Origin of the sequence: Amphibacillus marinus (genome assembly GCF_900110345.1) — a bacterium.
GTDB classification, from domain to species: Bacteria; Bacillota; Bacilli; order Bacillales; family Amphibacillaceae; genus Amphibacillus_D; species Amphibacillus_D marinus.
The window spans coordinates 114,710-135,040 of the sequence record NZ_FODJ01000001.1; the positions used below are offsets into that span (position 1 = coordinate 114,710).

Here is a 20,331-nt window from a genome sequence, read left to right on the forward strand (position 1 = left end):
AATTTGTTAAAAAGAAAAAAGCTCTGCAACGGCCTTACTAATAAGCAACTTACCAAACCCGTTTTTTCTCTGAGACTCTGCTACTGCAACATACTCAATATTGCCCTCATTATAATCCGAATTAGCTTCAAGGTAAACATAACCGATAACACTTGAGTTACGATCGTTGACAACGAACAACTGATTAACACTATTTAAGCGCTTCAGGATGGTCTCAGCAGTGAAATATGTACCTGGAAATGACTGATTGTGAAGCTCGATAAAAGAGTCCCGGTCTGAAAGTGAAAAAGGAGTAACGAGGTCTGAGCAACCGTAATTAACAGAGCTAGAGCGTAATTTTTGTAAAACAAAATCACCACCTTGACTTCTTCCATGATGGCGCTTTACAAACGCTTCGACAAAAGTGTTGTCTTTATTAAAGAAAAAAGCAAATCGTTTGACTTTTTCTTGCCCTTTTTTCTTAAGCTGATCCCAAAGTAAGTCTGCAATTTCCAGATCATGGTCTTTAACAAATGGTCCCCATACTTCGGCGACCCCAGTTGCTAAATCAACATCAATTCCTATTGCTGCAATGATTTGGTCATTATGATATGCGACCATAAATGAATCTTCCAAAGTAAGATCAGAGAAATCATTCGTTAAAGTGTCGTATATTTCCTCGCTATCCTCACCACAATAGCCAATATGATGCTGCTGGTTAGTGTTCATCGTTGCTAAAAAGTAAGCTAATGCTTTGCTATCTTTTGCTGGTATTAGATTAAGATTCATGGTAATCAACCTTTCAAAATATATTCTATCTTATCCAAGTTTAGCACAAGTTTTCTTGCATCCGTGGGTTAATGAAATGAATATGAGCAACTCAAGGGCTAATTTCACACTAGAAATTAGCCCTTGAGTTTTATAAACTTGCTATCCTTGTTTAATTAATTACTTCAACGACGTCCCATACTTCATTGACTGTGATTAGATACTGCCCATCGCCGAATGTCTTTTGCCATTGATACATGCCTTCAGTTATCGCGCTTGGCGTTTGCCCCCAGTTGCTTAACTCACCGGAATAATCCTGCTCAGTTGTCACTTTGACCTGATGGTTAGTAGTATCATCAGTTCGAATTAATAATTCGTTCACCCCCGCTATGTCCCAATTAGCAGTAATTACGGTTAAATCCAACTCAAGTTGGGAAAGAAATGAATTTACCTCTACATCTAGCTGACTTGGAATTGAAATCATTAGGTCATAGTGGTGGTAAGTATTTACAATTCCGTAATACTCAGTCGGTCTTAAAATGGTTAGATAGAGAATATCTCCAACTTGATTAACATTAAGATAATCAAGGTCACTAGCAAAATTATCAGCATTTGTTTGCAGGGAACCAAATACTGATAACTCATTCGTTGTGTTGTTGGTTAATGAAACCTGCGCATCATTTGTTTGAATCACGACTTTATTAACAGATTCATTAATTAGCTTAGTAAATGGTTCAACAGCAATTTCATGCTCTTGAGCAAATACATTCTGCCGCATTGCTGCAAACAAGCCAGTTGAAGAAATTAGCAGTAGAATTACAGCTAAGAAACCAATAAAAGCAGTGAAAAAAATTGAGAATATATCATATTTGATGAGTGCCTGCTCTCGACGAGAACGGATTGAATGAACAATAATTTCGGTTCCGATTAGCAACAGCAAAAACGGAATAAATAAGCTTGCGACTTGCTCAATATCCCATTCAAAAAAATGAGCTAGCCATAACGTTATTCCAAGCGTAATTAATAGGATTCCCATTGAAAGTGAACCAACACGCCAATGTCTCATTATTTAACCCCCTGCTTTGCTTTTTTTGAACCTTTTAGCAGGCGAATGCCAACCCCAATTAACAACAATGACACAACCGCCATTTGCAGATATTGACTATAATAATAGTAAAGGTTGATGCCCATTATACGAATAAAATAATTAGATAGACTTGGTAGCACAATGGCATCGAATAGGTAAAACAGCCCAAGTGCTATTAAGCCGATCCCAATCCATTTCTGGTGATTAACAAAATAATTAATAATCGGAATATCATCTACCTGTTCATACTCAGCTCGATTAGCAAGCTGTAAGGCATCAAAGAAGCTGTAGAACCAAATAATTGGAATGATAAACAGAAAGAGCCCTAAATTTAGCACATCGAGAATGTAAACCGATAACAGAAAACCAGCCATGAGCTGTAGTCCTCTTTTTTGTAAACCAAGATACATATGTCCTGCTCCAGGGAAAATTGCTAAAATAGTTGCGAGTAGCTTACTCTTCTTCCCGTCCTCTCGAAATTGTTTAAAATCATCAAAAATGGTTCGGTCTTTAATCTTTTCACCAGCTTGTTTTTTGTTAAGCAATTGAATGGCATCAAACATGCTGTAAATCCACAGGATGGGTAAAGCAAATAAAAAGATCGTAAATTCTGGTGTAACAACCATTCCAACAAATAATACCATTGAAATAATGCCGAAGAAGGCAGCAATGATCGTTAACCCGCGTTGTGCCAATCCCAAATAAAATTGCCCCGCACCAGGAATTAATGATAAAAGAATCGTTGTTACGCGTTCATTTTTTAAGAAAGCATCCTGGTTAAGCTTTATCATATGCTCATTTTGCTCTATTTGGCTCATCGACCGAATGCTATTGCCCCTAATGATAAGGGTCATTATAATATCTAGAACATTAATGATCCAGATAAATAGTGCGACGATCAGCAAGAAGTAAACGGCCTCATAGGCATACCAAAATGAATCAGCCAGGACAGCAAGGATAAAAGCTCCGATACAGGTAATCGGATATAATAATCCTTTTAGCTTATAGCCTAGATATAAATGACCACCCCCGGGAAAAAGGGCTAAGAAAAATGCTAATAATGGTGATTTCATTAATTATTTCCTCCTTTAAACAGATTGAGCAGTCCTGTACTCTTCTCTAATAATTGTTCGGTAATCGAAGTTTGTTCTTGCAGGAATGATTCATCAGTAATCGTGGCCACCTCTTGAAATAGGCCAGCTAATGTTAACAGTAAGGTTAGTCCAGCAGCTAATAGAAAATGTCTGACGGTTTTATCTAATTGCTTTCGTTTATAAGTTGAATGATTTGGTTTAATGACCTGTTTTTCTATCTTGACGAGCAACTGATCGGTAAACTGCTTAGAGACTGTCTGTTGTATTTCGGTAGCTTCAATCAGGTTTAGATAGCAATCCATACATGTCTCGCAATGTTGCAAGTGGTTCTCTACCCCTAATTCATCTCCATTTGAGAGCTGCTGCTTGTAATAGGCAGTAAGTATTTCTTTGGTGCAGTGTGTCATTAAAAATCATCCTCCTTCCAATGTTCCTTCATCCATGCTCTCGCACGGTACAATCGCATTTTTACATTAGATTCTGCTAACTCTAGGTGGCACGCAATTTCTCGATATGACATATCTTCTAGATAATAGCATTCAACAACCGATTTGAACTTTGCTGGCATATGCTGGAGCGAAGTCTGAACACGCGTCTGTAAATCATTAACGATTACCTCTGTTTCAACATCGCCCTGATCAACCCAGTGATAATCCTGTTCAAAGTTAGAAAGATCCTCTTTACGACGTTGCTGTTTCCGTTTATAGTCAATGGATTTGTGTAACGTCATCCGACCTAACCAAGTTTTAAAACCTTCAAAACGATAAGATGGGAGCGCATCAATCATTTTAATAAATGTTTCCTGAGCAATATCTTCAGCATCCTTTTCATTATGTACCACACTCATTGCAATTTTAAAAACGTGCTGCTTATAGCGCTCAATTAAGATTCGAATTGCTTGTGTATGCCCGTCCTGGATCTTTTTAATTAATAAATCATCATGAATGATACTCGCCCCCCTCCCTTCTCTCTATCTCTCTAGACGAAAATAAAAAGGACATGACTACATTTTTTTAGAAGAAAATTTAAAAACTTTTAATGATCGCGCTTACATAAGAACAGGTACATTTATCTTAGCCTTTATAATTGTTTTACTGACGAGTATGTTACTGTTGCCCTTTACTTAATTCTACTTGAGCTACGCGCAACGGATAAACAAGCACAAAGTAAAAACATGAGCCAATTCAGTATTGTGGCTCATGTTTTCTTTACGTTAAACTTATTATAATACCATGTTAACTGGCTTTGATTGTTGCTTTGGCTTAATTAAGAGTAAGGCAATAGCGGCACCAATACCTGATAAAATGGCTAAGGTTATGTACATCCCGTGAACGTGATCCATAATCAGTGCAATTATTGGTGGACCAGCTGCAACACCTAAGAAACGCATACTACTATATAATGAAGTTACTGTGCCACGCACATTTTTCTCAATGCCCTCTGTGATTAGAGCATCTAAACAAGGTAAGGATACACCAATACCGATTCCGGATAGGGACAAAATAATTAAGAACCAAACAATACCGATTTCATCCTTCACAAATATGAGTGGCATACCTGCAAGTAAGTTACTAAAGACAATTAACCATTTCATCAATACTTTATTGCTGCCAATTTTCTTTCCAGTTACAAATGAGGCAATACATAAGCATAGTAAGGGGATGGCCAAAATTAATCCTTTCATTACCCCTTTCATTTCAAAGTCTGATTCAAGTAATGATGAAAAATGAAAAAGAACTCCGAACAGGACAAACATATTTAAGCAGCCCACTAAAAAAATACTAATGAGCCAACGCCCCTTCTTTTTAAACAACGTCTTAATGTTAGCAAAAAACAGTTTAAATGTGGTTTTCTGTTCCTTCTTTTCTATTGGTGATTTAACGAGAAACGCAACTAATAAAATTGCGATTAGTGAAATAACTGGGATAAAAAGAAACGGTGCGTACCAGATTAATAAAGCCAAAGCAGCGCCAATGACTGGACTTAATACTTTTCCAAACGTATTCGCTGTTTCTATTAAGCCAAGTCCTGCACTAATTTCCTCCTCCTGCTCAAACATATCCCCTACTGTTGGTATAACAACCGGAAAAGCTCCCGCTGCTCCAATACCTTGTAAAAAGCGACCAATTAAAATGAGCAAATATGGTGAGCTTAGCTTCCATGCCGCAAAACCAGAAAGGCCACCACCAATAGCTGTAATGATTAGACTTGGGATAATGATTTTCTTGCGGCCAAGCTTGTCAGACAAATAACCCGCAAAAGGAATGAGAATAATGGCAATAATTGAATAGACCGTGATTACCATACTCGATTGAAAACTCGATATACTAAGTTCCTGCTCCAGTAAAGGTAAGATCGGGATAAGCATAGAATTTCCTAAGGTCATTACAAGTGGTATTGATGCTAAAGCAAGTAAATCCAGTTTCTTATCATTCATCATCATATCGTCCGTTTCAAGTAGATTTTGAAGCTGTTTCTTATTATGGACGATACTGTTTTTTTCATGCTTAAAATCAGTTTAATTATTATTCTTTAACCTGTTAAGTTGTAAACAGAATTACTATTAGACAGTGCAAGCCACAGCTTCAATCTCAACTTTTAATTGCGGTGTTGCTAAACCAGCCACATAAATAAGTGTCATACATGGAGTGTGATCCCCTAGAAAATCTTTAATGATGGCTACTCGCTTTGGAGCATCGATTTGATCAACCAAGAAAAAAGTGAGCTTGGTTAAGTCTGTTATGCTCATGCTAGCAGCTGTTAAGTTTTCTTTTATATTAACTAACGCCAGCTTTAGCTGCTCGATAGCTTCTTCAGGTACGCCTCCTGCTGGTGTCATCCCTACCTGACCAGATATTGTTAACCACCTTTGCGGGTTATGCACTTCAATTTGATGCGTGTAATTTGCCAGTGGTGCATGAATGGATTGTGGGTTTCTAGCCTGTTTCATAAGTAGTCACCTTTCTTTTCTATTATTATCAGATCATGACATTTATAACACAATCGTGTCAAATATGACAGAGAAACCGGTTAGGAAAAGCTGTCAATAGCTGTTCGAGCGTAATTATTTCCTTTTTTAATAAATTTACGCTCTGCTACCAGCTCAATAATATTAATATAGCATACTTTTGACCTACTAACCTATTAGCTGGAAAAGTTAGGATCGATTATGACGAAAAAAGCGTGGTATGATGACTGTGAAATTAAAACAAAGGAGTTGTATGACATGTTTAAAAAAATTGCAGTGACAGCAGTAGTATCAGCGTCATTACTGCTTGGGTTATCTACACAGGAAGTTGAAGCTTCACAGGTAAGAAAAGCTGGGCACCATTTTTCAGCGCGTGTCTTCAATATAGATTTTGATCAATTCGAAGGCAATTGGCAGGAATGGTTAGAAGGCTATGTTAATCAATTCATGAACGATTTAGGGAAGGCAAAGCCAAACCAACCAGCAGAAGAGCAAACTGAACAACCAACTGAAACTGAAGCACCTGCTGAGGAAGCTGAACAGCCTCAAGCTCCTGAGCCTGAACAACAAGAAAATAATGAGCAGCCAGGTGAAACACCAGCAGAGCCTGTTGAGACACCTGAAGCAGAGGCTCCGGCAGCACCAGCACCGGCGGAACCAGTTGAAGAAAATAATCAACCAGCTGAGCAAGCAAATACGAACTTAAATGAATTTGAACGTCAAGTTGTTGCGTTGACCAATCAAGAACGTGCTGCCAATGGTTTAGCTGCGCTAGCTATTGATGAGTCATTAAGCTCTGTAGCGCGTGAAAAATCAAACGATATGGCGAGAAATGGCTATTTCTCACATACAAGTCCAACATATGGATCACCATTTGATATGATGCAACAATTCGGTGTTAACTACCGCACAGCAGGAGAAAATATTGCCAAAGGACAGCGTAGTCCAGAAGAAGTTGTTACTGCCTGGATGAATAGCGAAGGCCACAGAGCCAACATCTTAAATCCAAACTATACGCACATCGGAGTAGGTTTTGTCGAAAGTGGTAATCACTGGACGCAACTGTTTGTTGGTAGATAAGTACATTACAAAATAGAGACAGGCTTTCAAAAGCTTGTCTCTATTTCTGTCTGCTCGTGTAGCAATAAGTATCGTTTAAAAGGTAGACCTGCACGAAATCCGGTTAGATGACCACGTTTACCCATGACTCGGTGACAAGGTACAACGACTAAAAGCGGATTTGCTCCAATCGCACGACCAACCGCACGAACTGCTTGAGGACGTTTTATTATTTGAGCAATATCACTATATGAGCGTGTTTCACCATACGGAATTTGCTCAAGAGCTCGCCAAACCTGTAATTGAAAGGTAGTTCCAATAAGCTCTGTTGGAAAGCGCAACTGAGTAGATTTCCCATTAAAGTAATCGGTCAATTGCGCTTTGTAAAATGCAAACTGTTTATCATCCTGCTTCAGTTGATGATAGTGGAGCTTTTTTTCTGCCCATAGTCGTGCTTCCTCAAAGGAGGAGTTTGGGGAACCCATGTAGCACAAGCCACGTGCGGTTGCTAACAAGTAAAATTGTGTTTCGTTATACAAGTAAACACTCCAATAAACAATTTCCTGCTGTTGTTTGTCCATCTTATGCCCCTTTACAAACGTATGTTTGTATTAATTTTAACAAATACCAGCATGATTGTCATTATGTTTTTTCAGTTAACAGCACTATTAAGCATATTAGTTGGTTAATTGCATCGTCGTAATACATGTGAAATCATCTTTAAAACTAGAGATAGTCTCCGAGGCTGTTAGATCATCACGATTAATTTCAATTGTAAAGGTTTCATCACGAGGCAACCATAAATCAATAAATCCATTCGCTTCAGATTGTAGCTCTTCATCAATAATGACCTCTCCTTCTGTTGTTATAACAGATACCTTAAACCTTTGCTGAGGTAATTCACCCTGACAGCCGGTCAGACTATGTATTTCACAAGGGTGTGTTTCATTAATATATGGAGCTATTGAAACAAAAAATTGATCATCTGGCAATTGGTAGCTTGATTCAGTACCATCTTTCCCTGTTACAATCAATTGCTCAGCGGTAATCGAAGCTGACTGTTCACTATTGTTATTGGCACTGTAGTTGGTTACTTGTTGATAGATATCTTCTTCATCTGAGCCGAGCAAAGAGAATAACACATACAGGCATATGATACTAAGTAGAAGCAAAATTGTTTTTTTCATCAGTTATCTACTCCCTTCTTTCACTGCTCATTTTAGCTCAATTCCTTTTAGAGAAAATGACGAATTTTGTACTGTCATTAAATTTTAATAAAGATGGACAAACAATGTTCACATTTTAGTACTGAATGATACCGAATCGTTTTATGGTCATACTTTCATCATAGCTCAAGATACATCATCTGCAATCAGTGGAAGATAGATAAAGCTCCCCATCACGTGATGCTGAAAAACGCCAAAAGTATTAAAAATAACTTTTGACGTTTTACCATTCGTAAATAATTAACACGTTCTCTAGTTTAATCCAAAGTTAAAAATAATACCGACTAGGGCTGCAAAAGCAATAAAAATGACAGGATGAAGTTGTTTAGTAGCCCTAATGTGATTTGCCAAAATATACAGGACAATTGCTAAGAAGAGTGCTCGCCAGTTCATTAATTGAATGAAACTACCTGTTTGCCTAAAAAGGTCGAAATCGACTAAATCGATTAAAACGACAGAAAAGCCCGCTGCTGCAATTAAAGCCGTTGAGGCCGGTCTAAGCCCGTAGAATACACCTTGAACGCCTTCGTTTGTTTTAAATTTATTAAGAAAATGCGCAACAATTACGATAATGACTATTGACGGCGTAATTAAACCAAGCGTTGCAATAATACCGCCCGGGATACCTGCCACCATATTACCTGAGTATGTTGCCATATTGACACCAATTGCCCCCGGGGTCGATTCAGATATGGCAATCATATCTGCCAATTGACCATAACTAAACCATCCTGTTCGGTCTGAAATATCGTATAAGAATGGTAAAGTGGCGAGCCCACCACCGACTGCGAATAGTCCAGTTTGTAAGAATTCATAAAAGAGTCGAAGGTAGATCATGACACCACTCCCTGTTGTCGCTTAGCGATAAAGCCCGCTAGCCCTGCTCCGACAATAAATAGAATTGGCGAAAGATTTGTAAAAATAGAGAGACTAAAAATGGCAATAAAAATAATAATACCAATCTTATCTACGATCGCACTTTTCCAAAGCTTTAATACAGCATTTAAAATTAATACATAGACACTCACCCGTATCCCTGCAAATGCATTTTGTAAGATTACTGAGTCGGCAAAGTTATTAATGAACATTGCAACAATACTGATAATGACAATAGAGGGGAAAACAACACCTAATGTAGCGATTGCCCCACCGAGCGTACCTTTTCGTTTTTGACCAATAAAGGTAGCTGTATTAACTGCAATAACACCAGGTGTTGTTTGCCCGATGGCGAAATAATCCATTAATTCCTCTTCAGTAACCCATTTTCGTTGATCAACAAGCTCACGCTGTAGTATTGGTAACATTGCGTAGCCACCACCAAAGGTCAGAGCACCAATTCTTGCAAAAGTAAGAAACAAATTTAATAATTCTTTCATAATATCCCCCTTATCCTATTTTAAGCTGAAATAAAAGTTAATTATCTATGGTTTTAGTATGCATTTTGTAAGTTTAAGCTGATCTTTAGCAAATGTCAAATTGACAATAAGGCAAAAACAAAATATTTACTGTGGTTAACACCGGCTCAAATTAAATGGAAAGTAGCTAAAACATAGCTATTAAATCGGACATAATTTGCGTACTTTGCTTGTTCGATCGCTTGACAATTTTAATTGCACTAAACAGATCCTTTTCATTAATCTCCTTTTTAATTATCCCCTCTTTATTAGCTAAGCTTGCAATCGAGTTAGGGACAATGGCTATGCCAATCCCAGCCTTAGCCCATGATAAGGCTGTGCGCGCATCATCACAAATACAACGTGTTATCGGCTCAATCTCCTTCTTTAAAAATGAAGAAATAATAACATGCTCCATTCTTCGATAATAGATTAACGGCTTGTTTTGTAATGCAGAAACACTAATATATTCAGGTTCATTCTTTAAAAAATTAGACGTGGCCACAGCGACCATAGGCTCAGGAGCAAGGGTTTGACAATCATACCCATCCGTTTGAAATGGACTCCGAACAATGGCCAGGTCAATTTGATCTTGATCTAGCTTTTCTAGTAGCTCATAAGTATTTCCTTCATGGATATCAAACACGATATGGGGGTGACTGTAACAAAACTGCTGAAGACGGTGGTCAAAAAGAGAGGAACCAACAGATGAGATAATTCCTAGTCGAAGCGTTTGCGTCTGACCGTCCTGGAAATGAGTTAGTTCATGGATGGTTGTATTAGCTAACGATATAATGGCATTAGCTCTTTTATAGAGAACTCTACCTGCTTCCGTCAAGGTGATTTTTCTAGCACCGCGATTAATTAGCTTGACCTGCAGGGTTGTTTCTAGCTGCTTTAATTGGGCACTGAGGGGCGGTTGTGAAATGCCAAGATAGTTAGCTGCGGCCAAAATTGTTCCTTGCTCTACGATCGCAATAAAGTATTGAAGCTGTCTTATATTCATTGTTAATGACCTCCAAAGTTGAATAAAACACCGATTAATGCAGCAAAAGCAATAAATACAATAGGGTGAAGCTTCTTAGTTATCTTAACATGATTTGCTAATACGTAAAGCAAGAGTGCCAGTATGATTGCCCGACCATTAATTAATTGACCAATCATTCCTGTTGCTTTAAAACGCTCGTATTGAATTAAGTCCCCTAACATGACTGAAAAACCAGCAGCAGCAATTAGTGCTGTTGACGCAGGTCGAAGTCCATAGAAAACAGCTTGCAACTGTGGGCTAGCTTTAAATTTGGTAAGGAATTGGGCAACAATAATAATAATAATAATTGAGGGAGCTATTAATCCGATCGTGGCAACAAGACTACCTGGAATTCCAGCAATTAAATAACCTGTATAGGTTGCCATGTTTACGCCAATCGGTCCTGGTGTAGATTCTGATACAGCAATCATATCTGCTAGCTGACTATAAGTAAACCAGCCTGTGCGATCAGAGATATCATAAAGAAAAGGCAAGGTAGCAAGTCCTCCGCCTATAGCAAATAGGCCTGCCTGAAAGAACTCATAAAACAGTTGGAAATAAATCATGATTAAAACCCCTATCATTTAGAATGGCTGCTAATAACATACAAAAAACATATATAAAATATTTTTATATAGTTTATAAATATAATTTTATATAAATAAAGCGGGCATGTCAACTTATTTTGTGGAGATGTTGTTGTCATAGCCTAGTTTTTTAAGTTTATGTCTATCATTAACAAACTGAGCAGATCTAATCGTCCATTATAAAAAGAACGCTTACTGATTTTATCCAGTAAGCGGTTTTAGCAATAGCATGGTTAACAAGTATTGGTCAATATTCACTCATCTTAAATCCTTCAATTATTTTTTATCTCTATTTGAAATAAGATAAATAAGTGTAGCAAAACTGATCATCAATGCCAATGTTTCATAAACTGACACGTTCGCCACCTTCCCCCCTGCCAATACATGCTTTGTGGATAAGCTATTGCTAGTAATAGTATAATTAAAAATGAGTCAAATCGTGCTCGTTGTTTAACTCGATTTCGCGTAATTAGTGGAATTCCCTATGCTTAATTTTTGGCAAACTTCCCATCTACTTCAACTGTTTCATAGATATTAATAAACGCCCTTGAATCATGCTTCCGGACAATTTGCTTTATTAACATGGTTTCATAGCGCGTAACGACCATCATTAATATTTGTTTTTGCTCCAATGTGTAACCACCATAACCATTTGTTAACGTAATGCCGCGATAGACGGATTTAATTAACGCTTCGCGAATAGCATTGCCGTTGGTCGTTACGATTTGCATGGTTAGCTTAATATGATTGGTATGAACGACATCGATTACTTTACCGGTGATATAAATAGAAAGCATCGTATACAGAGCGAGGCTCCAATTAAATACTGATCCAGAGGCAAGTACGATTAAGCCATTCATCGAGGTTAGCAGTAAGCCAATGCTAACATTACTTATGCGCGATACTATCATTGCAATAATATCAAAACCGCCACTTGTTCCAGAGTACTTTAAGATTAAGCCAATGCCAGCCCCGGCAATTACACCGCCAAATATGCAAGACAATAGAATATCGTCAGCAACACGTATGACTGGAATGATATATAAAAAGAAAGATAATGCCAGTACACATATAATCGTATTAAATACGATTTCCTTCCCTAACTTAAAATAACCCAATATTAGAATTGGGACATTTAATAATAAATTTAATAAGCCAGTATCAAATGGTGTTACTAAGCCAATTAGAATGGCAAGGCCACTAATACCACTGCTCAAGATACCATACGGAACTAAAAATAAATTAAAGGCTAACCCAATAATTAGTGAACCCATAACAACTACACAAAATTTCAAAACTAGTCCAACCCCTTTAGTTTGCTCTCGGTAGCTTAATTATCCAAATTGCAGTGACTAGTGTCAATACAAAAGACAATTCAGTTAATTTTGAAAATATAATAAGCTTGTCAAATTGCAGAGCGATAGAGCTAGAAGTAACTAAGATAAAGTGAATCTCAAATCAGTTAATTAGTTACAGGACATACTTTTATCATTTATCAGAATGCTAAAAAAGCTGTGAGCAGTTAATCTGCTCACAGCTTTTCTCTTGCCAATCCCTAAATGTCGTCATCTTTTTCATCATCTAGATAAAAATCAAACTCCTCAGAGGCTTCCATGCTATAATCATAACCATTTAAGTCAATCGTTTCTACTTGGTTAAAATCAAGCTCTTCAGCTACATAAGGGTGAAAAAATAATTCGTAAACAGCAATAGCTCCTGCCGAGAGAAAGGCAGCTGTTAGTGGATCGCCACCAATCGTCAGGACGTCACCTAATAAGTAAATAACAGCAAAAGCAATACCGAAATCAGCTAATGCAGCGATAAAGTTATTTGTTTTAGGTAAAATTATTAAGTCACCAATATAGTAAGCGGCAATGCTAACGAGATTAATTAAAAAAATAGTACCCGTTGCCATCCCAAAGCCAATTCCTAAAATCAAATATAGCAGGACGAATGATGCGATGAATTTAATCAAGATGAGTTTTACATGTTCCATCCTAACACCTCCAATAAGATAGTATTAGGATGGCTCGTTTAATTTATTCTATTCACGATCCATGTCATTTATTTTGATAGGCTTCAATTGGCCATTTTTCTAAAGTATAAGCCATCTCCCAAAATAAATATTCGTATTGGGAGCTTAGTAAAAAATGTTCTTTCATGCGTGTTCGGTCAGCTTCAGTTACTGTTTCAGCCACCTCGTCTATACGATCTATCTGCTCCTCGACTAAGTCTTTAAACCAATCAGAACCATAAGTATTAATCCATTCTTGGTAAATAGGTTCTCCAGGTGTCGCACTCTTTAGCAGTTCACCAATTTCATAATATAGCCAGTAGCATGGTAAGATAGCAGCGATTATGTCCCCTAAATGTCCAAACTGGGCAGCGCGGTACATATGTGAGCTATATGCATAAGCCGTTGGAGCTGGTTTGAACGCTTGTTGTTCTTGCTTGGTAATCTTTAAGAGCTTGGCAAAAGTGCGATGCAAGGCCATCTCTGCTTCATAGGTACCTTGAGCATGAATAGCCATCCGATTTGTCACTGCAAATGATTCTGCTTTAGCACCAGCAAGTGATTGAACACGGGCAAAAGTTGATAAATAATAGGAATCCTGCATCACATAGTAACGAAATCGATCTAACGGTAAAGTCCCATCCGCAACACCTTGTACAAAGGGATGATTAAAGCTGGCTTGCCAAATTGGATCTGCTTCTTGTCTAATTAACTGTGAAAATTTCATTTCTTTATCCTCCTAAGATTAGAAAAACCACTTCTCTAGTAGCTAGAAAAGTGGTTGGAAAACAAAGCAAGATAAAAAAGCTTTATTAGCCACTTCCCTACGCTAGTTTAAACTAGATCAGGTTCTAAGAGTCTTGAAGCACTACTTCAATCTCAGTCACTCACACGGTGACACCCCTAGTGGTTTCTCTTATTTTATTATGTTCATACCATTACCTTAACATGTTGAATTGAATTGTCAAGCGTTACTTCATAACCGCCCAGACATCATTTGTATAACTGACTGGATCTTCGATTGGTAAACCTTCAATCAATAAAGCTTGATTATAAAGAATATTGGTATACGTTTCAACTTTAGCTTCATCAGTTGCAAATACAGCTTTCAACGCAGTGAAAATGTCATGATGTGTATTAATCTCTAGTACTTTTTCAGCTTGTACGCCTTGATTATCAGGCATCATACTTAATACTTTTTCCATTTCAATCGAAATATCACCCTCGTTGCTTAAACAAACTGGGTGTGATTTCAAACGCTTAGACACCCTTACATCACTTACTTTACCTTTAAGAATCTCTTTCATTTTGTCAAAAATCGCTTTGTCATCTTCAGTTGACTCCGTAGCCTGATCAACTTCTTCATCTTCAAAGCCAAGATCGCCACTTGAAACAGACTTAAAACTCTTACCGTCATATTCAGTCAGCATTTTAATTGCAAACTCATCAATATCATCGGTAAAGTAAAGGATTTCATAACCTTTATCTCTAACGACTTCCGTTTGTGGAAGACGTTCAATACGGGCATTTGTTTCACCAGTTGCGTAGTAAATAAATGCTTGATCGTCTTTCATGCGCTCAATATATTCAGCCAAAGAAACTAGCTTCTCCTCTGTTGATGAATAAAAGAGTAATAGATCTTTTAATGTGTCTTTGTTCTGACCAAAGTCACTGTAGACACCATATTTCAACTGACGACCAAATGCTTCAAAGAATTTCTGATAGGATTCACGATTACCTTTAAACAATTTAACAAGCTCTTGTTTAACCTTCTTAACTAGGTTTTTTTCAATTAATTTTAACTGGCGATCATGTTGAAGCATTTCGCGTGAAATATTTAAAGAAAGATCCTCAGAATCAACTAGGCCTTTGACAAAACTAAAGTAGTCTGGTAGGAGTTCTGGTGCCTTATTTTTAATTAACACCCCATTAGAGTACAACTCAAGTCCTTTTTCGTAATCAGCCGAATAGTAGTTATATGGCGCTGTCTCAGGAATGTACAGGATCGCTTGATAACGAATGTTGCCATCGACACTTACATGGACATGCTGGAGTGGTGTGTCAAAGCCATAATGCTTCTCATTATAAAAATTCTTATAATCTTCATCTGTTAGTTCTGCTTTGTTCTTCTTCCAAATAGGTACCATGCTATTGATCGTCTTATCTTCAACAACTGTTTCAAACTCGTCTTCTTCATCTTCTTTTGGTTGTTCAGTCGTGACTTCCATCTTAATTGGATAGCGGATAAAGTCCGAATACTTCTTAACAATAGTTTGTAAAGTATTTTCATCTAAGAATTGGTCGAAATCATCATCTTCATCTGTGCTTTGCTTAATTGTTAGCGTAATCTCTGTACCAACATCGTCTTTTTCAACTAGTTCAATCGTAAATCCTTCAGCACCCTCTGAAAACCATTGGAAAGCTTGTTCTTCGCCTAATGCTTTTGATTTTACCGTTACTTGATCAGCTACCATAAAGGCTGCATAAAAACCAACACCAAATTGACCAATAATATCATGCCCGTCTTTAAGTTCATTTTCCTTTTTAAATGCTAAGGATCCGCTTTTGGCAATGACTCCAAGGTTGCTTTCAAGCTCTTCCTTCGTCATCCCAATTCCCGTATCTGTAAGCGTCAATTGTCGCTTCTCTTTATCAACGCTTAATCTTATGTAGTAATCAGATTGATTAAATGTAATTGAATCGTCGGTTAATGCGCGATAATACATCTTATCGATCGCATCACTTGCATTTGAAATTAACTCCCTAACGAAAACCTCTCTTTTCGAATAAATTGAGTTGATCATCATGTCTAACAATCGTTTAGATTCTGCTTCAAATTGCTGCTTAGCCATCGTTATTACCTCACTTTTTTGTAGTATTAGCACTCAACGCTTCGAAGTGCTAATACTATTTTTTTATCATATTATCTTATCATTGTCAACCGTTCTCTATTCGAATAAGAAAATTATGTAATTAAAAAGGATAAGGGAAAATATTTTTCTTTTCCTATTTATATTGCTATAATGTTTGAAGAAAGGAGTTATGTAATGGAAACTTTTAAGGAAACATTTTTTGAGGTATTAAGATCAATTTTACCGCTCACGTTATTAATTGTCATTCTTCAATTTACCCTCGTATTCTTGCCTATGGAAATTTTCTGGCGCTTCATTTTTGGAGCAGTTATAGCAAGCTTAGGTATTTTCTTATTTCTTGTTGGGGTACAAGTGGGACTAACGCCGGTCGGTGAACTAATTGGAGCAGCATTATCTAAAACCAAAAAAATCAAGCTTATTCTCTTTTTTGGCTTTTTGTTAGGTTTTGCTGTTACTATTGCTGAACCAGGTGTGCAAGTGCTGAGTAATCAAGTTGAATTCGTTTCAGGTGGTGACGTTCCAGCAATTACCTTGGTCCTCGCCGTTGCCTTTGGTGTAGGCGTTTTCGTTTCACTTGCAATAGCAAGAATTATTTTTAATGTTCCTCTGCTTATGTTACTTGGGATTGGCTACTGTGTGATTTTCGTTTTAGCTATGTTTACTCCACCAACTTTTGTACCAATTTCATTAGATGCCGGTGGCGCTACAACTGGACCGATGACTGTGCCCTTTATTCTAGCACTCGGTGTAGGTGTTTCGTCAGTGCTAAGGGGAAAATCAAATTCAGGTGATTCATTTGGACTAGTTGCACTTGCTTCAATAGGTCCGGTCATTACTGTGTTATTGTTAGGGGTGTTATACGGATGATGAGTGATCTATTTGCAGGTTTTACGACCATACTGTTTGAAGTAGCCTCGGCGCTACTACCTCTCGTATTTTTCTTCCTTGTTTTTCAAGTAACATTGCTAAAACTTAAAAAACGCAAAGTCATTGACATTCTTGTTGGATTTTTATTAACGTACATAGGTCTCTCACTTTTTCTCCAAGGGGTTAACGTTGGTTTTATGCCGATTGGTGAAATGATGGGTGAGATTCTAGGGAGTATGCGCTGGCCGTGGTTATTAGTACCAATTGGCTTTGTACTTGGTTTTTTTGCTGCTTATGCGGAACCAGCAATTGCCGTACAAATTCAGCAAATTGATAAGGTTTCTGGTGGCTCTGTCCCAGGTAAACTACTGCATTACACAATTTCAATTGGTGTTGGCCTATCTATTTCATTAACGGTTATTAAGATCTTAGTCGGATTCTCAATTTGGTTCTACGTTCTCCCCGGCTATATCATCGCCTTCATTCTAGCTCGCAAATCAACTAAACTGTTTACGGCAATAGCATTTGATTCCGGTGGTATCGTCACTGGGCCGATGATTGCAACATTTATGTTGGCTTTATTTGTTGGAATTGCGTCAGTTACAGAAGGAAGAGACCCATTAATTGATGGATTTGGTATGATAGCATTAGTTGCATTAGCCCCTATCCTATCTGTTTTAATTTTAGGAAACCTATTTCAAAGGAGTGGCAAAAGTAAACATGATTGAGCGGATTGAAGATCATAAATTAATTGTAACCATTGTCAAAAAAGATAAAGCCAATAAAATTATTAATGCCACCCGTAAGGCAGGCGCACAAGGGGGCACAACTGTTATAGGATCAGGCTTTCACTTAAAAGAGAAGAAACGATTTTTAGGCATTCCAGTACCGCGTGAGCGAGAGGTTATTTTTACAATTGTATCAGAGGTGATTTTATCAGAAGTCTTATCAGCCATTGATTATACCATTAAGCTTGACAAAAGTGCACACGGCATCGCCTTTGTAATTGATATCAAAAAAGTAACTGGGATATCGCATTTAATCGGTGATCAAATTGTAGATTGCAGCAGAGAGGAGAATTTAGAAAACATGGCTGAATCGGTAGTAAAGCAAGATCTAATTGTAACAATCGTAAATAATGGTGATGCAGAGGATGTTGTTGACGCCAGTAAAAATGCCGGAGCTACAGGTGGTACAATCATTCATGGTCGAGGTACAGGTGTCCATGAAAAGGCAATGCTTTTTAACATCATGATTGAACCAGAAAAAGAAGTTGTGCTGACTTTAGTAACGCGTGCGCAAACTACTGAAGTACTTAGTGCAATAAATAAGGCAATTGGCTTGACCGAACCTGGCAAAGGTGTTGCCTTTGTACTTGAAGTTGAGAATACTATTGGAATGAATTTAGCATTAAAAGAGGAAATGGCTGAAGAATTTAAGAATAATTAAAGACAAAAGCACTAATCGTGATGTAGCAACTGGAGTAAAGCAACCAAAGCTAAAGGTAGCATGTAAAGCAGTGAGTCAATAATGACTTATCGCGCAGTCGCCTCGTTTAATTAGCTTTTAAATACTAGCTTTCTTAGCTTTCAGATGAGAAACCATGTCTATCTAATAATTAGATAGACATGGTTTCTCTGGTGTAAAGCAGCAATCTATTTCCACATCGTTTACTTTACTTCCTATCACTTTATCACATCAGACAATCACTGATTAAAAATCTTCCTTTATATTCGGTTGGAAGTCGACGTATAATCAAAATGTCGATCTTGATCTATTTCATTTTGCAAATAACTATATTGCGCAGTTAATGCGTCAAACCATGCGCGATCACGCGTTAATAATGATAAATCAATTAATTGCTCAAGCTCACCAAGTGTATAACGACTAAAGCGCTTCTCACGCTCAAGCTTATAGGCTTGAACTTGAATACTATGCCCTGCTAGTAAATGATTATCACTAGTAACAACACGTAATTGCATAACTTTCTCGCCATTCATTTCTTTCTCAATATAGCCGTGAATACGTTCTCCTTTGCTAGATTGAAGCTTGACCCAGTCCCCGATTTTAACCTCAACATCTTTATTCATGTTTTGACACCACCTTTTCTGGAGTTTTACAACCTTTCAATCGATAGAATAAACTGAATAATTAGAATCATCAATTAAAATAGTTATTAGATATTTTATTCTCAAAAACAGATTCTGTCAATACAAATGCTTGAATATTTGTACTTATTATCGCTAGTTGATGAACAAAGCATTTTCTAGCGTTTTTTTGCTTTAATTCCCGTTGTATATCAGATAGCATTGGTTAAGTAAATATTTGTGTATTGCTCGAGCAAAAAAAAGAGCAGCTTTCACCCAAGGGCACGAACGTGACATCTTCAATTCTTCAGTGTCACGCTAGCCGCAGGGCTCACAGGATGTGAGTCAGTTAGACATTGCGATACGATGTCGCGTCCTTCGTCTAACATCCTCAAAGAAGTCTTCGGACACGAGCTATTCCCGCAGGAGTTGGCTCTTTTTGCTTTCGCCTAATCTTGGGAAAATATCTCACCAACGCTATTTAATGAAGAACCTCAATTTCATTAGCTGAGATCAGCTAACCGATACTACAGGTTCTCTATCATAAAAAACCACTAGACTAACAGAGCAATGTTACGCTCCATTTGTCTAGTGGTTTATGCGATTAAATATGTCTGTATGTCGCAGTTAACAATCAGTGGGATAATAAAATAATAACTCAAGATCTACTTTATTGCCCCATATCCTTCACTTTCATAATCCTTGTAATGTTAGCCCGTTCATTCTCTTCCAGCTTCATCTGAATATAATGAATGGTCTCCTCTAATTGAGGAATTTTTAAATATTCTAGCGCATTAACACGACGTCGGGTCTTCTCAATTTCATCAGCCATTAACTGGCATGTCTTTTCAATTTCAGACAGCTTTAATAATTTAGGCAAAATCGTGTTAATTCTAGCAATTGAGTCATCTAGTTCACTGTTAGAGTTTAATAATCCATATTGCATTTCTGAGTCTTTATCATCCTCATCAACAGTAAAATTCATTTCTGGCACAATTACACTCATGATGTTTTTCTCTTGAATATTTAAGGTGACAGATTTATCTGGCACGGCAAATAATTCTTCAATAAACGATTCATTCAACAGTGACTTAGCGACAACAAAAGCTTGCATTGCCTCTGTTAATTCTTTTTCAACCTCGTCACGTAATGCGTTATTTTTTCGAATAAGGGTAATGAATTGACGCATTAATTCATCCTGCTTATCCTTCAATAACTTATGACCACGGGTTGATATAGCCAAACGGTCTTTAAGGTTGGATAGCTCCATCCGTGTTGGCTTGACATTTAATCTCGCCATA

At 37.4% G+C, this 20,331-nt stretch carries 23 protein-coding genes and 1 riboswitch; of the genes, 4 read left to right on the forward strand and 19 right to left on the reverse strand.

Going from position 1 to position 20,331, the window contains the following annotated elements; genetic code table 11:
• Positions 1-6: 6 nt before the first annotated feature.
• The 7 genes from BM000_RS00635 to BM000_RS00665 form a co-directional block, all read right to left on the reverse strand.
• The gene (locus BM000_RS00635) at positions 7-768 is read right to left on the reverse strand and encodes a GNAT family N-acetyltransferase (RefSeq protein WP_091493585.1); all 762 of its coding nucleotides are present in this window, start codon (positions 766-768) and stop codon (positions 7-9) included.
• Between the two features lie 151 nt (positions 769-919).
• Positions 920-1,813 carry a hypothetical protein gene (locus BM000_RS00640; protein WP_091493588.1) on the reverse strand — a complete coding sequence of 298 codons (894 nt, stop codon included), beginning with the start codon at positions 1,811-1,813 and terminating at the stop codon, positions 920-922.
• The gene (locus BM000_RS00645) at positions 1,813-2,907 is read right to left on the reverse strand and encodes a hypothetical protein (RefSeq protein WP_091493591.1); all 1,095 of its coding nucleotides are present in this window, start codon (positions 2,905-2,907) and stop codon (positions 1,813-1,815) included. Before BM000_RS00645 ends, BM000_RS00640 begins: the two co-directional genes overlap by 1 nt.
• Complete coding sequence (locus BM000_RS00650; protein ID WP_091493593.1) at positions 2,907-3,335, reverse strand: hypothetical protein; 429 nt, start codon at positions 3,333-3,335, stop codon at positions 2,907-2,909. Before BM000_RS00650 ends, BM000_RS00645 begins: the two co-directional genes overlap by 1 nt.
• On the reverse strand, positions 3,335-3,877 hold the full coding sequence (locus tag BM000_RS00655; RefSeq protein ID WP_091493596.1) for a sigma-70 family RNA polymerase sigma factor: 543 nt from the start codon (positions 3,875-3,877) through the stop codon (positions 3,335-3,337). Before BM000_RS00655 ends, BM000_RS00650 begins: the two co-directional genes overlap by 1 nt.
• A 273-nt stretch (positions 3,878-4,150) precedes the next feature.
• The gene (bcbE, locus tag BM000_RS00660) at positions 4,151-5,419 is read right to left on the reverse strand and encodes a bacillibactin exporter BcbE (RefSeq protein WP_281245841.1); all 1,269 of its coding nucleotides are present in this window, start codon (positions 5,417-5,419) and stop codon (positions 4,151-4,153) included.
• A gap of 72 nt (positions 5,420-5,491) precedes the next feature.
• Positions 5,492-5,878, reverse strand: coding sequence for a RidA family protein (locus BM000_RS00665; RefSeq protein WP_091493600.1), 387 nt, complete (start codon positions 5,876-5,878; stop codon positions 5,492-5,494).
• A 276-nt stretch (positions 5,879-6,154) separates the two neighbouring features.
• Between BM000_RS00665 and BM000_RS00670 the strand changes: the two genes are divergently transcribed.
• Positions 6,155-6,976 carry a CAP domain-containing protein gene (locus BM000_RS00670; RefSeq protein WP_091493602.1) on the forward strand — a complete coding sequence of 274 codons (822 nt, stop codon included), beginning with the start codon at positions 6,155-6,157 and terminating at the stop codon, positions 6,974-6,976.
• Positions 6,977-7,002: 26 nt separating this feature from the next.
• Here the strand turns inward: BM000_RS00670 and BM000_RS00675 are convergent, their stop codons facing one another.
• From BM000_RS00675 to htpG, 10 genes are all read right to left on the reverse strand, one after another.
• On the reverse strand, positions 7,003-7,536 hold the full coding sequence (locus BM000_RS00675; RefSeq protein ID WP_091493604.1) for a methylated-DNA--[protein]-cysteine S-methyltransferase: 534 nt from the start codon (positions 7,534-7,536) through the stop codon (positions 7,003-7,005).
• 96 nt (positions 7,537-7,632) lie between these two features.
• On the reverse strand, positions 7,633-8,142 hold the full coding sequence (locus tag BM000_RS00680; protein ID WP_091493607.1) for a CueP family metal-binding protein: 510 nt from the start codon (positions 8,140-8,142) through the stop codon (positions 7,633-7,635).
• Positions 8,143-8,433: 291 nt separating this feature from the next.
• Positions 8,434-9,018 carry a chromate transporter gene (locus tag BM000_RS00685; protein WP_091493609.1) on the reverse strand — a complete coding sequence of 195 codons (585 nt, stop codon included), beginning with the start codon at positions 9,016-9,018 and terminating at the stop codon, positions 8,434-8,436.
• On the reverse strand, positions 9,015-9,557 hold the full coding sequence (locus BM000_RS00690) for a chromate transporter (protein ID WP_091493612.1): 543 nt from the start codon (positions 9,555-9,557) through the stop codon (positions 9,015-9,017). Before BM000_RS00690 ends, BM000_RS00685 begins: the two co-directional genes overlap by 4 nt.
• A gap of 166 nt (positions 9,558-9,723) precedes the next feature.
• Positions 9,724-10,581 carry a LysR family transcriptional regulator gene (locus BM000_RS00695; protein WP_091493615.1) on the reverse strand — a complete coding sequence of 286 codons (858 nt, stop codon included), beginning with the start codon at positions 10,579-10,581 and terminating at the stop codon, positions 9,724-9,726.
• 2 nt (positions 10,582-10,583) lie between these two features.
• Entirely contained in the window at positions 10,584-11,168 is a 585-nt protein-coding gene (locus BM000_RS00700; RefSeq protein ID WP_091493618.1) for a chromate transporter, read from the reverse strand.
• A gap of 509 nt (positions 11,169-11,677) precedes the next feature.
• On the reverse strand, positions 11,678-12,484 hold the full coding sequence (locus BM000_RS00705; protein ID WP_091493620.1) for a YitT family protein: 807 nt from the start codon (positions 12,482-12,484) through the stop codon (positions 11,678-11,680).
• A gap of 260 nt (positions 12,485-12,744) precedes the next feature.
• Positions 12,745-13,185 carry a YndM family protein gene (locus BM000_RS00710; RefSeq protein WP_091493624.1) on the reverse strand — a complete coding sequence of 147 codons (441 nt, stop codon included), beginning with the start codon at positions 13,183-13,185 and terminating at the stop codon, positions 12,745-12,747.
• A gap of 64 nt (positions 13,186-13,249) precedes the next feature.
• On the reverse strand, positions 13,250-13,930 hold the full coding sequence (gene tenA / locus BM000_RS00715) for a thiaminase II (protein WP_091493627.1): 681 nt from the start codon (positions 13,928-13,930) through the stop codon (positions 13,250-13,252).
• A 77-nt stretch (positions 13,931-14,007) separates the two neighbouring features.
• Positions 14,008-14,118: riboswitch (TPP riboswitch) on the reverse strand.
• A 56-nt stretch (positions 14,119-14,174) separates the two neighbouring features.
• Positions 14,175-16,055 (reverse strand): molecular chaperone HtpG, encoded by a 1,881-nt coding sequence (htpG, locus tag BM000_RS00720; protein WP_091493630.1) that lies wholly within the window; start codon positions 16,053-16,055, stop codon positions 14,175-14,177.
• A 195-nt stretch (positions 16,056-16,250) separates the two neighbouring features.
• Here htpG and BM000_RS00725 point away from each other — a divergent pair, with 195 nt between their 5' ends.
• From BM000_RS00725 to BM000_RS00735, 3 genes are read left to right on the forward strand one after another with little or no spacing between them, the layout of a single operon-like run.
• A complete protein-coding gene (locus tag BM000_RS00725) occupies positions 16,251-16,943 on the forward strand; it encodes a DUF1538 domain-containing protein (RefSeq protein ID WP_091493632.1) in 693 nt (230 codons plus the stop codon).
• Positions 16,940-17,671: a DUF1538 domain-containing protein gene (locus tag BM000_RS00730; protein WP_177178155.1), complete on the forward strand. Its 732-nt coding sequence runs from the start codon at positions 16,940-16,942 to the stop codon at positions 17,669-17,671. The genes BM000_RS00725 and BM000_RS00730 overlap by 4 nt, the downstream gene beginning before the upstream one ends.
• Entirely contained in the window at positions 17,664-18,392 is a 729-nt protein-coding gene (locus BM000_RS00735) for a P-II family nitrogen regulator (protein ID WP_091493635.1), read from the forward strand. Before BM000_RS00730 ends, BM000_RS00735 begins: the two co-directional genes overlap by 8 nt.
• A gap of 278 nt (positions 18,393-18,670) precedes the next feature.
• Here the strand turns inward: BM000_RS00735 and BM000_RS00740 are convergent, their stop codons facing one another.
• On the reverse strand, positions 18,671-19,033 hold the full coding sequence (locus BM000_RS00740; protein ID WP_091493637.1) for an IDEAL domain-containing protein: 363 nt from the start codon (positions 19,031-19,033) through the stop codon (positions 18,671-18,673).
• A 667-nt stretch (positions 19,034-19,700) separates the two neighbouring features.
• Positions 19,701-20,330 (reverse strand): V-type ATP synthase subunit D, encoded by a 630-nt coding sequence (locus tag BM000_RS00745; RefSeq protein WP_091493639.1) that lies wholly within the window; start codon positions 20,328-20,330, stop codon positions 19,701-19,703.
• Position 20,331 lies beyond the last annotated feature (1 nt).

Coding starts and splice junctions, on each gene's coding strand:
- BM000_RS00650 (WP_091493593.1), bottom strand. CDS start 3,335: ATGACACACTGCACCAAAGAAATACTTACTGCCTATTACAAGCAGCAG.
- BM000_RS00675 (WP_091493604.1), bottom strand. CDS start 7,536: ATGGACAAACAACAGCAGGAAATTGTTTATTGGAGTGTTTACTTGTAT.
- BM000_RS00740 (WP_091493637.1), bottom strand. CDS start 19,033: ATGAATAAAGATGTTGAGGTTAAAATCGGGGACTGGGTCAAGCTTCAA.
- BM000_RS00685 (WP_091493609.1), bottom strand. CDS start 9,018: ATGATCTACCTTCGACTCTTTTATGAATTCTTACAAACTGGACTATTC.
- BM000_RS00640 (WP_091493588.1), bottom strand. CDS start 1,813: ATGAGACATTGGCGTGTTGGTTCACTTTCAATGGGAATCCTATTAATT.
- tenA (WP_091493627.1), bottom strand. CDS start 13,930: ATGAAATTTTCACAGTTAATTAGACAAGAAGCAGATCCAATTTGGCAA.
- htpG (WP_091493630.1), bottom strand. CDS start 16,055: ATGGCTAAGCAGCAATTTGAAGCAGAATCTAAACGATTGTTAGACATG.
- BM000_RS00670 (WP_091493602.1), top strand. CDS start 6,155: ATGTTTAAAAAAATTGCAGTGACAGCAGTAGTATCAGCGTCATTACTG.
- BM000_RS00695 (WP_091493615.1), bottom strand. CDS start 10,581: ATGAATATAAGACAGCTTCAATACTTTATTGCGATCGTAGAGCAAGGA.
- BM000_RS00700 (WP_091493618.1), bottom strand. CDS start 11,168: ATGATTTATTTCCAACTGTTTTATGAGTTCTTTCAGGCAGGCCTATTT.
- BM000_RS00730 (WP_177178155.1), top strand. CDS start 16,940: ATGATGAGTGATCTATTTGCAGGTTTTACGACCATACTGTTTGAAGTA.
- BM000_RS00745 (WP_091493639.1), bottom strand. CDS start 20,330: ATGGCGAGATTAAATGTCAAGCCAACACGGATGGAGCTATCCAACCTT.
- BM000_RS00735 (WP_091493635.1), top strand. CDS start 17,664: ATGATTGAGCGGATTGAAGATCATAAATTAATTGTAACCATTGTCAAA.
- BM000_RS00680 (WP_091493607.1), bottom strand. CDS start 8,142: ATGAAAAAAACAATTTTGCTTCTACTTAGTATCATATGCCTGTATGTG.
- BM000_RS00710 (WP_091493624.1), bottom strand. CDS start 13,185: ATGGAACATGTAAAACTCATCTTGATTAAATTCATCGCATCATTCGTC.
- BM000_RS00725 (WP_091493632.1), top strand. CDS start 16,251: ATGGAAACTTTTAAGGAAACATTTTTTGAGGTATTAAGATCAATTTTA.
- BM000_RS00645 (WP_091493591.1), bottom strand. CDS start 2,907: ATGAAATCACCATTATTAGCATTTTTCTTAGCCCTTTTTCCCGGGGGT.
- BM000_RS00635 (WP_091493585.1), bottom strand. CDS start 768: ATGAATCTTAATCTAATACCAGCAAAAGATAGCAAAGCATTAGCTTAC.
- BM000_RS00690 (WP_091493612.1), bottom strand. CDS start 9,557: ATGAAAGAATTATTAAATTTGTTTCTTACTTTTGCAAGAATTGGTGCT.
- BM000_RS00665 (WP_091493600.1), bottom strand. CDS start 5,878: ATGAAACAGGCTAGAAACCCACAATCCATTCATGCACCACTGGCAAAT.